The organism is Klebsiella sp. S69, assembly GCF_016516145.1.
In the GTDB taxonomy this organism is placed as follows: domain Bacteria; phylum Pseudomonadota; class Gammaproteobacteria; order Enterobacterales; family Enterobacteriaceae; genus Klebsiella; species Klebsiella oxytoca.
Window position 1 is genome coordinate 116,805 of sequence record NZ_JACVUU010000002.1, and the last position, 13,821, is coordinate 130,625.

Sequence of the window (13,821 nt, forward strand, 5' to 3'; positions counted from 1 at the left end):
GTAGCACGGTCAGCGCAGCGCCGCCGGGAGTGGACATACGCTCAGTTCTGCAATACCGACGACACCAGCAGCTGGGTGTAAGGATGATGGGGATCATCGAGCACCCGGTCGGTTAAGCCGCTTTCCACCACCTGCCCCTGTTTCATCACCAGCAGACGGTTAGCCAGCAGGCGGGCAACGCCGAGATCGTGGGTCACAATGACTACCGCCAGATTGAGCTCCACGACCAGGCCGCGCAGCAGATCGAGCAGGCGCGCCTGCACCGACACGTCCAGCCCGCCGGTAGGTTCATCCATAAACACTAGCTTCGGCTGCGTCACCAGATTGCGGGCGATTTGCAGACGCTGCTGCATGCCGCCGGAAAAGGTGGTGGGCAGGTCGTCAATGCGCGAAGGCGGGATCTCCACCTCCTGTAACCACTGCCCGGCGGTGGTGCGAATGTGGCCGTAGTGACGGGCGCCGATCGCCATCAGGCGCTCGCCGATATTGCCGCCGGCCGACACCTGGCGACGCAGCCCGTCCATCGGATGCTGATGCACCACGCCCCACTCGGTGCGCAGCAGGCGGCGGCGATCCGCTTCGCTCATCGCGTACAGAGAACGATTCTGGTACCGCACTTCACCCTGCTGCGGCCTCAGGCGGGCGGAAATCGCCTGTAGAAGGGTGGTTTTACCGGAGCCGGACTCGCCAACGATACCCAGCACTTCTCCCGGCCACAGCTCGAACGATACGTCGCTGAAGCCTTTACCCGGCGCATAGAGGTGGGTCAGGTTATTCACCGCCAGTAACGGATAGCTCATTTTTTCTGCTCCTCGCACTGTTGGCGGCAATAGTCGGTATCGGAGCAGACAAACATTCGCTTGCCGCTGTCGTCGAGCACCACTTCATCAAGATAGCTGTGGCGTGAGCCGCAGATAGCACAGGGTTCATCCCACTCCTGAACGGTAAACGGATGATCGTCGAAATCGAGGCTCTCCACCGGGGTATAAGGCGGCACCGCATAGATGCGTTTTTCGCGCCCGGCGCCGAACAGCTGTAGCGCAGGCATCATATGCATCTTCGGATTATCAAATTTCGGAATCGGCGATGGGTCCATGACGTAGCGGCCGTTGACCTTCACCGGGTAGGCGTAGGTGGTGGCGATATGGCCGAAGCGGGCGATATCTTCGTACAGCTTCACCTGCATTACGCCGTACTCCTCCAGCGCATGCATGGTGCGGGTTTCGGTTTCGCGCGGCTCGATAAAGCGCAGCGGTTCCGGGATCGGCACCTGGAAGATGAGAATCTGATCTTCGGTTAGCGGCGTTTCCGGGATCCGGTGGCGGGTCTGGATCAGCGTGGCGTCCTCGGTACGTTCGGTGGTTGCGACGCCGGTTACGCGTTTGAAAAACTGACGAATCGATACCGCGTTGGTGGTGTCGTCGGCGCCCTGATCGATCACCTTCAGCACATCATTTTCGCCGATAATGCTGGCAGTAAGCTGAATACCGCCGGTTCCCCAGCCGTAGGGCATCGGCATCTCGCGACCGCCGAAGGGTACCTGGTAGCCGGGGATGGCTACCGCTTTCAGGATGGCGCGGCGGATCATGCGTTTGGTTTGCTCGTCGAGGTAGGCAAAGTTGTAGCCGGTCAGTGCGTTAGCCACGTTGATTCTCCCGTTGCAGGCGTTTAAGTAGCGCCAGTTCGGCCTGGAAATCGACATAGTGGGGAAGTTTTAAGTGCGAAACGAAACCGGCCGCCTCGACGTTATCGGCATGAGCCAGCACAAACTCTTCGTCCTGGGCCGGACCCGCCGCCTCTTCGCCGTACTCCGGCGCCTGGAGCGCGCGGTCAACCAGCGCCATCGCCATCGCTTTGCGCTCGCTCATGCCAAACGTCAGGCCGTAGCCGCGGGTGAAGTGCGGCGGTTCATCCTGAGGGTCGACAAAGCCGTTGACCATTTCGCATTCGGTCATCAACAGTTCGCCAATAGTGACGGTGAAGCCCAGCTCTTCCGGGACGATCTCCACCGCGACGTAGCCGCTGCGAATTTCCCCGGCAAACGGATGGTTGCGTCCGTAGCCGCGCTGGGTGGAGTAGGCCAGCGCCAGCAGGTAACCCTCGTCGCCGCGCACCAGCTGCTGCAGGCGCGACGAGCGCGAACAGGGATAAACCGGCGGATGGCGGGTGATGTCGTCGGGCTGCGCGTCAGTATCCTGCTCCGCCTTCGCCAGTCCCTGCTGGACGAGCAGATTAAAAACGTGCGGCGTGGCTTCCTGCGGCGCGCTATCGGTCGCCAGCGGCGGCGTTTCGCCGTTGGCCAGTAGGGTAAAATCGAGCAGACGGTGGGTGTAATCGTAGGTCGGGCCGAGCATCTGGCCGCCGGGGATATCTTTATAGACCGCCGAGATCCGGCGCTCAAGGCGCATAGCGGCGGTGTCGACAGGCTCGCTGACCGCCAGTCTTTGCAGCGTGGTGCGGTAAGCGCGCAGCAGAAAAATCGCTTCGACGCTATCGCCGCTGGCCTGCTTCAGCGCCAGCGCCGCCAGCTCCCGGTCGGCGATACCACCTTCGGTCATCACCCGATCCACCGCCAGATTGAGCTGTTGGCTAATCTGGTCAACGCTGATTTCAGGAAGCCGTCCATCGCCTCGGCGTTGCTGTTCCTGTAGGGCGTGAGCGGCGACGATCGCCTTCTCGCCGCCTTTGACGGCTACGTACATTAGCAGACCTCGACGTGAGTGGTGCGCGGAATCGCCAGCAGGCGTTCGCCGCAGGTGAGAATCAGATCGATACCCAGCGGGAACGGATGCGGGCGCTCGGTTAACTCTGCAATAATGCATTCCGGCAGCTGCGGGGCGATCATCCGCTCCTCGGCGATCCCGGCGCCGGTCAGGCGCAGCATCCGGCCGCCGCTGAGGCTGGCGAGCTGAACAATCAGCGTAACGCCGGTCTCCGGGGCGACGACGGTACCGGCGGAGAGCACGTTGAGCTGTTCGGCGCTGATGCTGTCACTGGCGACGGCGAAGGTTGCCTGCTGCGGCTGCTCAACCAGCGGCGCGCCGGTATGAAAGCGTAAATTCTGGCCGACCAGATCGTTATGCAGCGTCGGAGCGAGCCAGACCGGCGTCTCGTGATCCACCAGCGTCAGCAGCAGGCTGGTGGTGGCGACGTTCAGCGGCTGCCAGCCGTGCTGAAGCTGCTGCAGGGAGACAATCACGCCCGGCTCGCTCATCGCTTTCAGCAGGCGGCGGAAACTGTGCTGGGCATCCTGCACAGCCAGGGTAAAAGCGGGTTGTAAGGTCATGCGTTATCTCCGCGAACCAGAGTAAAGAAGTCGACCCGGCTGGCGTTGACTTCGGCGCGTCGGGCTTCAATGCGCGCGCTACGTTGTTCTTCCAGCGGGGTTATCAGGGTTTCCATCAGGGTGTGAAAATGGTGTGGCGACTGCATCAGGGCATCGATGGCCGCGCAACGTTCAGCGTGCGGACGATCGCGGCCTAAAATCCAGCTATAGCCGAGCGTGCCGTCGGCCAGGCGGATAGCGGCGCGGGTTAAGGTGGCGTCTCCGGCGAAAAATCGATCGCCGATGCCGCCCATGCGCGCCTGCAGCTGGACCAGCCCGGTTTCCGGGGCGCGAATCAGTTCATACTGCGGCGCGAGCTGCAGCGTTTGCATCCGCGCCGCCAGTTCTTGTGGGTCACTGTGGGCCAGCACGGACATCCAGCGCTGGCGGGTAGCGGTATCAAAGTGCATTCAGTGCTCCATGGTGAATTCAATCATGTCGGCGCGGGTCAGGCTGACGGAGTACTCCGTCGCGCTCTGCTCGCCCTGGCGATGATTCAGGGTGCGCACGCACAGCAGCGGCGCCATATTGGGAATGCCGAGAATGCGGCTCTCTTTGGCCTGCGCGCGGCGGGCGCTGATTTTGGTGCGTACGCGGGTCAGTTCGATATCAAGACGATTGCGCAACAGATCATGGAGCGAGCCGTGGGTAAAGGTTTGCAGAACCGGCCATAGCTGCAGGTCGGCAAAGTAGTGGTCTATCAGACACAGGGCGACGCCGTTCACGCGGCGCAGGGTGCGCAGGTGAATGACGTTATCGCCTTCACTGATGGCAAACGCGTCGGCAACTTGGCTACTGGCCGGACGCAGCACCGACAGCAGCTTTTCGCTGGTCGGGTGGCTGCCCTGTTCGAGAAGATTCTGGCTAAAGCGCGCCTGGGCGCTGAGCGGGTAATCTATCGGGCGCATCAGTACCAGCACGCCGACGCCCTGACGGCGCTGGACCCAGCCGCGCTCGACAAGCTGATCGATGGCCCGGCGCAGGGTATGGCGGTTAACCTCAAAGCGGGACGCCAGCTGCTGCTCGGCGGGCAGATAGTCGCCGCAGCGGTAATGATGGCAAAGCTCTTGCTCCAGTTTGGCGGCAATTTCCTGATATCGCGTGGGGTAACTGGTCGGATGTCTGGATAAGTACATGGCAATCGAGCCTCACTAAGGACAAGAAGGAGTTTTCCTCTGAGCGTGAGCCAATCCTGACGGTTTTTTGTTACGTTTCGGTTAACTCCTGATGACCGGGGGATGAAGAGTTAACGCAGAAGGGATGACAGGTAAGCGGGGATGAACGCACAGATGCCCCCTCCTGAAGGGAAGAGGGGAAACCGGGGGCGGAGTCAGCTGTGCGTGGGGCTGCCGAGCGGCGCAGGGGTAACAAACTGCACCGCCGGATTCTCTTTCCCTTTCGGGGAGAGGGTGAGGGGAAAAGGTCAGCGTTAAGGTTCTTTCACCACGTTGACCATCCACGGGACGCCAAAGCGGTCGATCACTTTACCGAAGCCGTGCGCCCAGAATGTCTCCTGCCAGACCATCTCTATCTGCCCGCCATCGGCGAGGCCGTCAAACCAGCGTTTACCCTCGATAACATCTTGCGGATCAAGCACGATAGTAAACCCGGCGTAGCGCTCCATTTTTCTGGAGGGGCTGTCGCTGAGCATCAGGATGCTGTCGGCGATGCGCAGACTGGCGTGGGCGATGCCGTCGGCGGCCAGATGCTGGCCGGAGGGGCAGCCATCCTCGGCGTCATGAATATCCTGCGGCATTTCGCCCCAGGTAATTTTATGGAGCAGTTCAGCGCCCAGCGCCTGCTGGTAGAACGCGATGGCGGCCGCGCAGTTGCCGCTAAAAGCGATATAGGGACTCAGGGGCATAAGCATTACCTCAGGTAACGAATATTCCATTAAGCGTAGAAGGGGATTGCAAAATTAAGCCAGGCGGCAGCGAGGGAAGACGCAAGAAGAGGCGGAAGACGATCGGACAATTCGCATAACGGCACGGGAAAATATATTTCCCCCCGACGACAGGCGCCGGGGGAATAAAATCAGTTCTTTTTAACAAATTCGGATTTTAGCTTCATCGGGCCAAAACCATCAATTTTGCAGTCAATATTATGATCGCCTTCAACCAGGCGGATATTCTTCACTTTAGTACCGATTTTTAGCATTGAAGAACTGCCTTTAACCTTAAGATCTTTTACTACGGTGACGCTGTCGCCGTCGGTGAGTAAATTACCGTTGGCATCTTTGACCACCAGCGCGTCGTTATCATCCGCAGGCTCGGCATTGTTCCATTCATGGGCGCATTCCGGGCAGATAAACATGCCGCCATCTTCATAAGTGTATTCAGAATGGCATTTCGGGCAGTGTGGCAGTTGCATGACGTTCCTCGCGATTACTGGGTAAAACAGGACGTTGGTCCATTAAATGGCGGCTGATAGCCGAAAGTGTAAGTGATTATAGCGCAATCCCGCACTTTTGTCGGGCCTTTTTTATGAGCTACTGCAGGGAAGAAAATGAATATACCCCGTGAAGAACGACGGGGTTATTTCCATAAAAACCGCCAGATATTTCCGGAAATGTATCGCTAAGTTCCAATATTCATTGAACTTATTGGTTTTCGCCGACTCTGTTTAAGGGTAGGTAAATTTTTGTGAAGTTGATCCCAAATTTAAACGCTGTTAGGGTAAAAAGGCGAGAACGCAAATTCACTACACTTATTAGCGGCCCCGCATATTCATTATGGCCAGAGCAGGCGTCAACAGGTTCGGTTGTACGGACTGTCAGCAGACAGTGCAGGCAAACCTGCTACGCTTGAAATGTGGAGCACAGCAATTCGCCGCTCCCAACGCATGACGCGAATGACCTTGTCATTCGGCGGAGATTCGTGCGCTCAAGGCGAGAGCAAAAGAGGATAATTATGCTTAAAAGGAAAAAAGTAAAACCCATCACGCTTCGGGATGTGACCATCATTGATGATAGCAAACTGAAGAAAGCGATTACCGCAGCGTCGCTGGGTAACGCGATGGAGTGGTTCGATTTTGGGGTATATGGTTTTGTTGCGTATGCTCTTGGTAAGGTCTTTTTCCCCGATGCCAACCCCAGCGTGCAGATGATTGCCGCGCTCGGTACTTTCTCGGTTCCCTTCTTAATTCGTCCATTAGGCGGCCTGTTCTTCGGGATGCTGGGCGATAAATATGGTCGACAAAAAATTCTGGCGATAACCATCGTCATTATGTCGATAAGTACATTCTGTATCGGTCTTATTCCGTCGTATGCCACCATTGGTATCTGGGCGCCGATTCTGCTGCTGCTGTGTAAAATGGCGCAGGGATTCTCGGTGGGCGGAGAATATACCGGGGCATCGATCTTTGTGGCGGAATACTCGCCTGACCGTAAACGCGGCTTTATGGGCAGCTGGCTGGACTTCGGTTCGATAGCGGGCTTCGTGATGGGCGCGGGCGTGGTGGTACTCATTTCCAGCATGGTAGGCGAAGAGAACTTCCTCGACTGGGGCTGGCGTATTCCGTTCTTCCTCGCGCTGCCGTTAGGCATTATTGGTCTTTATCTGCGCCATGCGCTGGAAGAGACGCCGGCGTTCCAGCAGCACGTTGATAAAATGGAGCAGGGCGACCGCGAGGGCCTGCAGGACGGGCCGAAAGTCTCCTTTAAAGAGATTGCCACTAAACACTGGCGTAGCCTGCTGACCTGTATCGGTCTGGTGATTTCCACCAACGTGACCTACTACATGCTGCTGACCTACATGCCGAGCTACCTGTCGCATAACCTGCACTATTCAGAAGACCACGGGGTGCTGATCATCATCGCCATCATGGTCGGGATGCTGTTCGTTCAGCCGGTTATCGGTATGCTCAGCGACCGTTTTGGCCGTCGCCCGTTCATTCTGATTGGTAGCGTGGCGCTGTTCGCGCTGTCGATTCCGGCATTCATCATGATTAACAGTAACGTTCTCGGCCTGATTTTCGCCGGTCTGCTGGTGCTGGCGGTTGTGCTGAACTGCTTTATCGGAGTGATGGCTTCGTCGCTGCCGGCGATGTTCCCGACCCACATTCGTTTTAGCGCCCTGGCCAGCGCCTTCAACATCTCGGTGCTGATTGCCGGTCTGACGCCAACCCTGGCGGCGTGGCTGGTAGAAAGCACGCAGAACCTGATGATGCCGGCTTACTATCTGATGGTAATTGCAGTTATCGGTCTGATTACCGGCCTGTCGATGAAAGAGACCGCCAATCGTCCGCTGAAAGGGGCGACGCCAGCGGCTTCGGATATTCAGGAAGCGAAAGAAATTCTCGGCGAGCACTACGATAACATCGAGCATAAAATCGAAGATATCGATCAGGAGATCGCCGATCTGCAGGAAAAACGTTCTCGTCTGGTGCAGCAGCATCCGCGCATCAACGACTAAACCGTTTTGCTGTTAATCAATGCCGCCGTGGGCTTCCCCGGCGGCATTTTTTTATGCCCCGGCGGGCGCCAGATTATGGCGACGCTGCTGGCTCAGCCTGCGATACTGCTGCGGCGGCATGCCGACATATTTATTAAAAGTGCTGTAAAAGCGGCTGCTGGAGCCGAAACCGGCGGTCAGGGCGATATCGAGGATGGTCTTATCGGTGTCGCTGAGCAGCGCCCGAACGTGATTAATGCGCATCGCGGTAATGTACTGCTTCATGGTTTGCTGCATCACCCGCTGAAAAATCCCCATCGCGTAGTTGGCATTCAGCTTCACATGCTCGGCGACATCGTTGACGGTGAGCGCCCGATCGTAGTGGATGGCAATATATTCCAGCATCTGGCTGACGTAAAACTGGGCGTGGCGCGAAACGCTGTTCTTGTGCGTGCGTGAAGTCTTATTCACCAGAATCGGCTGCCAGCCGGAGAGGCTCAGGCGCTTGAGCATCAGAGCGATTTCATCGATCGCTAACTGGCGGATTTGCTCATTATCGCTGTTCAGCTCCTGCTGCCAGCGCTGGATTTCAAATACGCTGAGCTGCTGGGCAGCCAGCGATTTCACCACCATACCGTGGGTGACGTGGTTAATAAGCTCCCGATCCAGCGGCCAGGATAAAAACAGATGCATCGGCAGGTTGAAGATAGCCATCTGCCTGCAGGCCCCTGGTCGGGTAAGGCGATGGGGCGTACAGGCCCAGAACAGGGTGATATAGCCCTGCTCGATACGTACCGCTTCATCGTTGATCAGATACTCGACATCGCCGTCGAAGGGGACGTTCACCTCCACCTGACCGTGCCAGTGGCTGGCGGTCATGGCATAAGGAGTACGCAGCTCGATATCCATCCGCTGGTATTCAGAGTAGAGCGCCAGCGGGCTGCGGGGCAGTCGATCGTCGCTGCTGCTCATATACGCGTCGGCGGGATGCGCTGCGCGGGGTTTATCGATCATGATGTGGATTCCTGAATCATCATTCTTGCCGATTTTTGACGCCAGTCAGCGCTTATCTTAGTCGAATTAAAGGCCCGTTTTCTCTTCTTTTTCGCCCATTTATTCCCGAAAAATCAGTTTTCATGCTTGCCGGTAGCCGATCTGAGTTTTCGGGAATTCTCCGGCGGGAAGAGGGCAGCCCGCCGGTAGTCCGGCATGCCACTCTATTACCGTTCACTAACCCTACGGAGAGCACCCTATGTCTGCCCCCAAAATTACCTTTATCGGCGCCGGTTCGACGGTATTCGTCAAAAATATACTCGGCGATGTGTTTCAGCGCCCGGCGCTAAAGTCCGCGCATATCGCCCTGATGGATATCGATGCGACTCGCCTGGAGGAGTCGCATATTGTGGTGCGCAAACTGATGGATTCTCTGGGCGCGGAGGGGGAAATCAGCTGCCATCGCGACCAGAAAGCGGCGCTGCAGGACGCGGATTTTGTGGTGGTGGCCTTCCAGATTGGCGGCTATCAGCCCTGTACGGTCACCGATTTTGAAGTCTGTAAGCTGCATGGCGTGGAGCAAACTATTGCCGATACGCTTGGCCCGGGCGGAATTATGCGCGCGCTGCGCACCATTCCGCACCTGTGGCGCATCTGCGACGATATGACCGAAGTTTGCCCGAATGCCACTATGCTTAACTACGTCAATCCGATGGCGATGAATACCTGGGCGATGTACGCCCGCTATCCGCATATTAAGCAGGTCGGACTGTGTCATTCGGTGCAGGGGACGGCGGAGGAGCTGGCCCACGATCTGGATCTCGACCCGGCGGATTTACGCTACCGCTGCGCCGGTATCAATCATATGGCCTTTTACCTGTCGCTGGAGAAAAAGCTCAGCGACGGCAGCTATGTCAGTATTTACCCGGAGATGCTGCAGGCATTTGCCGAAGGACGCGCGCCGAAGCATCGCGAAGATTCGCGCTGCCAGAACATCGTCCGCTATGAGATGTTTAAAAAGCTGGGCTATTTTGTCACGGAGTCGTCCGAGCACTTCGCGGAATACACTCCCTGGTTTATCAAGCCGGGGCGTGAGGATCTGATTGCGCGCTATCAGGTGCCGCTGGATGAGTATCCGAAACGTTGCGTAGAGCAGGTGGCGAACTGGCACAAAGAGCTGGAGCGGTATAAAACCAGCGAGCGTATTGAGGTCAAACCCTCGCGCGAGTACGCCAGCACCATTATGAACGCCATCTGGACAGGCGAGCCGAGCGTGATCTACGGCAACGTGCGTAACGATAATCTTATCGATAACCTGCCGCAGGGCTGCTGCGTGGAGGTGGCCTGTCTGGTGGACGCTAACGGCATTCAACCGACCAAAGCGGGCAAGCTGCCTGCCCATCTGGCGGCAATGATGCAAACCAATATCAACGTTCAGACCCTGCTGACGGAGGCGATACTCACGGAAAATCGCGACTATATCTACTATGCGACGATGATGGACCCGCATACGGCGGCGGTGCTGGGCATTGAGGAGATCTATGCGCTGGTGGACGATCTGATCGACAGCCACGGCGACTGGCTGCCGGCGTGGGTGCATGGCTAATCAGGTATTGTGCCGGATGACGGCTAGCGCCTTATCCGCCTGGAGGTGGCTTTGCGTTTTTCTCCCGGCTCGCGCTGCGCTTAGCCGGGCTACGGGTTCACCACCGTCTTTCCCGATGGCGCTGTGTATGACCGGGCTACGGGTTTACCGCCATCTGCGTACACGTAGCCCGGACAAGGCGCGTCAAGCGCCGCCTCCGGGGAACAGCGCGCAATGTTGTTTCAGATTATCTTCCCGGTGGCGCTGCGCTGACCGGGCTACGGGTTCACCACCGTCTGAGGACAGGTAGCCCGGACAAGGCGCGCAATGCTGCTTCAGATTATCTTCCCTGTGGCGCTGCGCTTAACCGGACTACGGATTTACCACCGTCTGCGGATGGGGTTTAACCATGCGTCAGAAAGCGCGCCAGCCGCTGCTGCAGAATTTGATTTTCACGGCTCAGGCGCGCGTTCTCGTCAAGCAGCGTCAAGGCGACGGCGATCCCCGGCCAGTCCAGCTCCAGCTCTTTGCGTAAGCGTACTGCGCGGTGAACAATTGTCACCGCACTATCGTCAAACAGCCATTTTTCCCGCTGCGGCTGGCGCGGCTCGATCATGCCGAGGCCGACAATTTCGTTCAGCTCCTCCTCGGAAAGGCCGGTGTGGAGACAAAACTCGGTAATCGTAAACGTCACTGTTATCTTAGCCATCAGGCTTTCCCCCATGTCTTACGCGGCTCGAAGCTGGATTGCGCATCGGCCAGCTGCTGCCAGAGCTCGCGGCTCTTCTCATCCGGTTTTGGCGGCATAACGATTTTAATCACGGCGTACAGATCGCCAGTGGTGGTTTTGCTGGCCAGCCCTTTGCCCTTAACGCGCAGGCGCTGTCCGGCCTGGCTGCCCGGCGGGATGGTCAACAGAATGCTCTCTTTGAGCGTCGGGATAGTGACTTTGGTGCCTAATGCCGCTTCCCATGGCGCCAGCGGCAGGACAATTTCAAGGTTATGGCCGACGATATCAAACAGCGGATGCGGGGCGATATGTATCACCAGCCACAGGTCGCCGTTCGGGCCGCCATTCTCGCCGGGGGTACCCTGACCTTTCAGGCGGATGCGCTGGCCGTCGACGACGCCTGCGGGAATTTTTACGTTCAGGGTTTTCGGCGTTTCGCTTTCAACCATGCCAAAGACGTTATACACCGGCAGCTTATAGCTGATAGTGCGCGTCTGTTCGGCTAAAGTCTCTTCAAGGAAAACCGCGACTTCTATCTCTAAATCATGGCCGCGCACGCCCTGCTGGCGGCGGCTATGATGCGCCTGCTGGCCAAACATGGAGGAGAAAATGTCGTCAAAGTCCTGCTGGCTGTAGCTCTGCTCGTGGGAGTGTTGTTGCTGACGGCCAAAGTGCGGATCGTTGCGGTGCTGCCACAGTTGGTCGTATTCAGCGCGGCGCTGGTCATCTTTAAGCACTTCCCAGGCTTCGGCGAGATCTTTGAACCTGGCTTCGGCATCGTTTTCTTTACTGACATCGGGGTGATATTTGCGTGCCAGACGGCGATAGGCGGTCTTAATGGTTTTCAGATCGTCCGTTGGCTGAACCCCTAAAATGGCATAATAATCCTTTAATTCCATGATGTTATCTCATTTATGCGCAATATTACGGTTACAGATCCCTGGAACAGGTGTCTTTATTAAGCGTAGGGCAAATGAGGACGGATGTGGTGGAAAAGTGGCGCAAACTTGACGCCGTCGGGATCGACGGCGACAGAACGTGGCTAACCCTATTCGGCAGAAGGCCTGCTGCGGTTCCTGCGCAGCCCTTCCAGCAGCACCAGGGCAGCGCCAATGGCGCCGCCGATCAACGGAAGGGCGGCTGGCGCGTTGGGGAACAGATGAACGATGGTGACATCGCTCACCATCATTGAGCCGGCTATCCAGCCGATAAGCGCGCCTCCCAGCATCACCACCGACGGGAAGCGGTTAAGGATCGCCAACACCAGTTTACTGCCCGCGACAATAATCGGGATGCTGATCAGCACCCCCAGGGCAACCAGCAGCAGATGGCCTTTTCCGGCGGCGGCGACGGCCAGTACGTTGTCCAGCGACATAATGACATCGGCAACGGTAATGGTGACCGCAGTACGCCACAGGCTGCTGGAGCTGCTGATTTCATTCTCTTCTTCCTGATTGGTGACCAGCTTGATACCGATCCACAACAGCATCAGAGCGCCAACCACTTTCAACCACGGCAATGAGAGCAAATAAATAGCCACGGCCAGCAGCAGCACGCGCGCCGCTATCGCACCAAAGGTGCCGATAATAATCGCTTTGGTCCGCTGATGCGGCGGCAGCTTACGGCAGGCCATCGCGATCACCACCGCGTTGTCGCCGCCTAATAACAGGTCGATAGCGATAATTTGCAGCAGGATAACCGCTACGTCCCACTGACTGAAAAACTCATTCATACCTAACTCATCTAACTAAAAAGAGGCCCTGGGGGGAAAAGCAGGGGGCGAAGCGTACTCCCGTTCACGCGCGTTGACCACCCGCTAAATCGCGAGGGCGCGTTGAGTTATTGAAAAATATAGTTACTAATCATTGCCTCGTCCGGGGATGATTCGCGGGCAAAGGATGATATTTTGTTCGTAAAGACACACCTGCCGTTCACCCATCGCAAGGACTACCCACATGCCCGGCCATAAGAATTTACTGACACTCGCCTTTATTAGCGCCGCACTGCTTCCGGTGATGGCAACTGCCGCTGATGCACCCACCTTCACGCCCGAACAGGAAGCCCGTATCGGCAAAATTGCCGCGGACTATTTAGTCGCGCATCCGGAAGTGCTGCTGCAGGCCAGCCAGAAGCTGCAGCAAATTCAGGAACAGCAGCAGGCCAGCGCTGCGACGCAGGCGGTACTGAAGAACGCGGCTGCGCTGACGCAGGATAAAAACACCCCAACCTATGGCCCGAAAGAGGGCAAAGTGACCGTTATTGAATTCTTTGATTATCAATGCGTTTACTGCAGCCGTCTGGCTCCGGTCATGGAGCAGGTTATTAAAGAGAACCCGCAGACCCGCTTTGCTTTCAAAGAGTGGCCAATTTTTGGCAGCCGTTGGGAAACCTCGCTGGAGGCGGCGAAAACCGGGCTGCAGATTTATCAGCAGAAGGGCGCAGAGGCCTATTTGACCTACCATAACGGCATCTATTCCACCGGGCATAACGAAGGCAAGCTAACTGCCGCTGACGTGCAGCAGCAGGCGAAGAAGGTCAATTTCGATGCGAAGAAAGCGGCGGACGTTGAGTCGGTACTGGAAAGTACCAACCAGCTGGCGCAGGAGATCGGTTTAAGCGGTACGCCCGGCGTTATCGTAATGCCGACGACCGGCGCCACGGAGGCGACGATCACCGTATTCCCTGGGCTGGCGGATAAAGCCTCGCTGGATGCGGCGATTAAGAAAGCGGGCGGCTGATAATTAAAGCCGCCCACGGAAAACTCATCATCAGATGATCTGATAAGTTTTGTCGGCCA

Annotated in this window: 15 protein-coding genes; 3 read left to right on the forward strand and 12 right to left on the reverse strand. The window is 57.3% G+C overall.

Annotated elements, in window-relative coordinates:
* Positions 1-41: 41 nt before the first annotated feature.
* The 8 genes from phnK to IAE27_RS02820 all read right to left on the reverse strand — a co-directional run bounded on the left by phnK (position 42) and on the right by IAE27_RS02820 (position 5,695).
* A complete protein-coding gene (gene phnK, locus IAE27_RS02785) occupies positions 42-800 on the reverse strand; it encodes a phosphonate C-P lyase system protein PhnK (protein ID WP_017145112.1) in 759 nt (252 codons plus the stop codon).
* Positions 797-1,645 carry an alpha-D-ribose 1-methylphosphonate 5-phosphate C-P-lyase PhnJ gene (locus IAE27_RS02790; protein WP_004109398.1) on the reverse strand — a complete coding sequence of 283 codons (849 nt, stop codon included), beginning with the start codon at positions 1,643-1,645 and terminating at the stop codon, positions 797-799. Before IAE27_RS02790 ends, phnK begins: the two co-directional genes overlap by 4 nt.
* Positions 1,638-2,702, reverse strand: coding sequence for a carbon-phosphorus lyase complex subunit PhnI (locus IAE27_RS02795; RefSeq protein ID WP_004109397.1), 1,065 nt, complete (start codon positions 2,700-2,702; stop codon positions 1,638-1,640). The genes IAE27_RS02790 and IAE27_RS02795 overlap by 8 nt, the downstream gene beginning before the upstream one ends.
* Positions 2,702-3,286, reverse strand: coding sequence for a phosphonate C-P lyase system protein PhnH (gene phnH, locus IAE27_RS02800; RefSeq protein ID WP_004109396.1), 585 nt, complete (start codon positions 3,284-3,286; stop codon positions 2,702-2,704). Before phnH ends, IAE27_RS02795 begins: the two co-directional genes overlap by 1 nt.
* Positions 3,283-3,735: a phosphonate C-P lyase system protein PhnG gene (phnG, locus tag IAE27_RS02805; protein WP_004109395.1), complete on the reverse strand. Its 453-nt coding sequence runs from the start codon at positions 3,733-3,735 to the stop codon at positions 3,283-3,285. The genes phnH and phnG overlap by 4 nt, the downstream gene beginning before the upstream one ends.
* Positions 3,736-4,461: a phosphonate metabolism transcriptional regulator PhnF gene (gene phnF, locus IAE27_RS02810; RefSeq protein WP_023329131.1), complete on the reverse strand. Its 726-nt coding sequence runs from the start codon at positions 4,459-4,461 to the stop codon at positions 3,736-3,738.
* 293 nt (positions 4,462-4,754) lie between these two features.
* Entirely contained in the window at positions 4,755-5,189 is a 435-nt protein-coding gene (gene yjdN / locus IAE27_RS02815; RefSeq protein ID WP_108704304.1) for a VOC family metalloprotein YjdN, read from the reverse strand.
* A 170-nt stretch (positions 5,190-5,359) separates the two neighbouring features.
* A complete protein-coding gene (locus IAE27_RS02820) occupies positions 5,360-5,695 on the reverse strand; it encodes a zinc ribbon domain-containing protein YjdM (protein WP_004109392.1) in 336 nt (111 codons plus the stop codon).
* Between the two features lie 539 nt (positions 5,696-6,234).
* Here IAE27_RS02820 and proP point away from each other — a divergent pair.
* On the forward strand, positions 6,235-7,737 hold the full coding sequence (gene proP, locus IAE27_RS02825) for a glycine betaine/L-proline transporter ProP (RefSeq protein WP_004109391.1): 1,503 nt from the start codon (positions 6,235-6,237) through the stop codon (positions 7,735-7,737).
* A gap of 51 nt (positions 7,738-7,788) precedes the next feature.
* Here proP and melR read toward each other — a convergent pair whose 3' ends face one another.
* Positions 7,789-8,730 (reverse strand): transcriptional regulator MelR, encoded by a 942-nt coding sequence (melR, locus tag IAE27_RS02830; protein WP_064343618.1) that lies wholly within the window; start codon positions 8,728-8,730, stop codon positions 7,789-7,791.
* 238 nt (positions 8,731-8,968) lie between these two features.
* Here melR and IAE27_RS02835 point away from each other — a divergent pair, with 238 nt between their 5' ends.
* Positions 8,969-10,315: an alpha-glucosidase/alpha-galactosidase gene (locus IAE27_RS02835; RefSeq protein ID WP_004109389.1), complete on the forward strand. Its 1,347-nt coding sequence runs from the start codon at positions 8,969-8,971 to the stop codon at positions 10,313-10,315.
* Positions 10,316-10,697: 382 nt separating this feature from the next.
* Here IAE27_RS02835 and cbpM read toward each other — a convergent pair whose 3' ends face one another.
* The 3 genes from cbpM to IAE27_RS02850 form a co-directional block, all read right to left on the reverse strand.
* A complete protein-coding gene (gene cbpM / locus IAE27_RS02840; RefSeq protein ID WP_004109388.1) occupies positions 10,698-11,003 on the reverse strand; it encodes a chaperone modulator CbpM in 306 nt (101 codons plus the stop codon).
* Positions 11,003-11,923, reverse strand: coding sequence for a curved DNA-binding protein (gene cbpA, locus IAE27_RS02845; RefSeq protein WP_023320189.1), 921 nt, complete (start codon positions 11,921-11,923; stop codon positions 11,003-11,005). Before cbpA ends, cbpM begins: the two co-directional genes overlap by 1 nt.
* Positions 11,924-12,072: 149 nt before the next feature.
* Positions 12,073-12,756, reverse strand: coding sequence for a TerC family protein (locus IAE27_RS02850; protein WP_004109381.1), 684 nt, complete (start codon positions 12,754-12,756; stop codon positions 12,073-12,075).
* Between the two features lie 223 nt (positions 12,757-12,979).
* Here IAE27_RS02850 and IAE27_RS02855 point away from each other — a divergent pair, with 223 nt between their 5' ends.
* Positions 12,980-13,762: a DsbA family protein gene (locus IAE27_RS02855; protein WP_108704302.1), complete on the forward strand. Its 783-nt coding sequence runs from the start codon at positions 12,980-12,982 to the stop codon at positions 13,760-13,762.
* Positions 13,763-13,821: the final 59 nt, after the last annotated feature.

Excerpts from the sequence above, each read along its gene's own strand:
- phnH (WP_004109396.1), bottom strand. The coding sequence starts at position 3,286 with ATGACCTTACAACCCGCTTTTACCCTGGCTGTGCAGGATGCCCAGCAC.
- phnG (WP_004109395.1), bottom strand. The coding sequence starts at position 3,735 with ATGCACTTTGATACCGCTACCCGCCAGCGCTGGATGTCCGTGCTGGCC.
- phnK (WP_017145112.1), bottom strand. The coding sequence starts at position 800 with ATGAGCTATCCGTTACTGGCGGTGAATAACCTGACCCACCTCTATGCG.
- melR (WP_064343618.1), bottom strand. The coding sequence starts at position 8,730 with ATGATCGATAAACCCCGCGCAGCGCATCCCGCCGACGCGTATATGAGC.
- cbpM (WP_004109388.1), bottom strand. The coding sequence starts at position 11,003 with ATGGCTAAGATAACAGTGACGTTTACGATTACCGAGTTTTGTCTCCAC.
- IAE27_RS02850 (WP_004109381.1), bottom strand. The coding sequence starts at position 12,756 with ATGAATGAGTTTTTCAGTCAGTGGGACGTAGCGGTTATCCTGCTGCAA.
- IAE27_RS02835 (WP_004109389.1), top strand. The coding sequence starts at position 8,969 with ATGTCTGCCCCCAAAATTACCTTTATCGGCGCCGGTTCGACGGTATTC.
- cbpA (WP_023320189.1), bottom strand. The coding sequence starts at position 11,923 with ATGGAATTAAAGGATTATTATGCCATTTTAGGGGTTCAGCCAACGGAC.
- IAE27_RS02855 (WP_108704302.1), top strand. The coding sequence starts at position 12,980 with ATGCCCGGCCATAAGAATTTACTGACACTCGCCTTTATTAGCGCCGCA.
- proP (WP_004109391.1), top strand. The coding sequence starts at position 6,235 with ATGCTTAAAAGGAAAAAAGTAAAACCCATCACGCTTCGGGATGTGACC.
- IAE27_RS02820 (WP_004109392.1), bottom strand. The coding sequence starts at position 5,695 with ATGCAACTGCCACACTGCCCGAAATGCCATTCTGAATACACTTATGAA.
- IAE27_RS02795 (WP_004109397.1), bottom strand. The coding sequence starts at position 2,702 with ATGTACGTAGCCGTCAAAGGCGGCGAGAAGGCGATCGTCGCCGCTCAC.
- yjdN (WP_108704304.1), bottom strand. The coding sequence starts at position 5,189 with ATGCCCCTGAGTCCCTATATCGCTTTTAGCGGCAACTGCGCGGCCGCC.
- phnF (WP_023329131.1), bottom strand. The coding sequence starts at position 4,461 with ATGTACTTATCCAGACATCCGACCAGTTACCCCACGCGATATCAGGAA.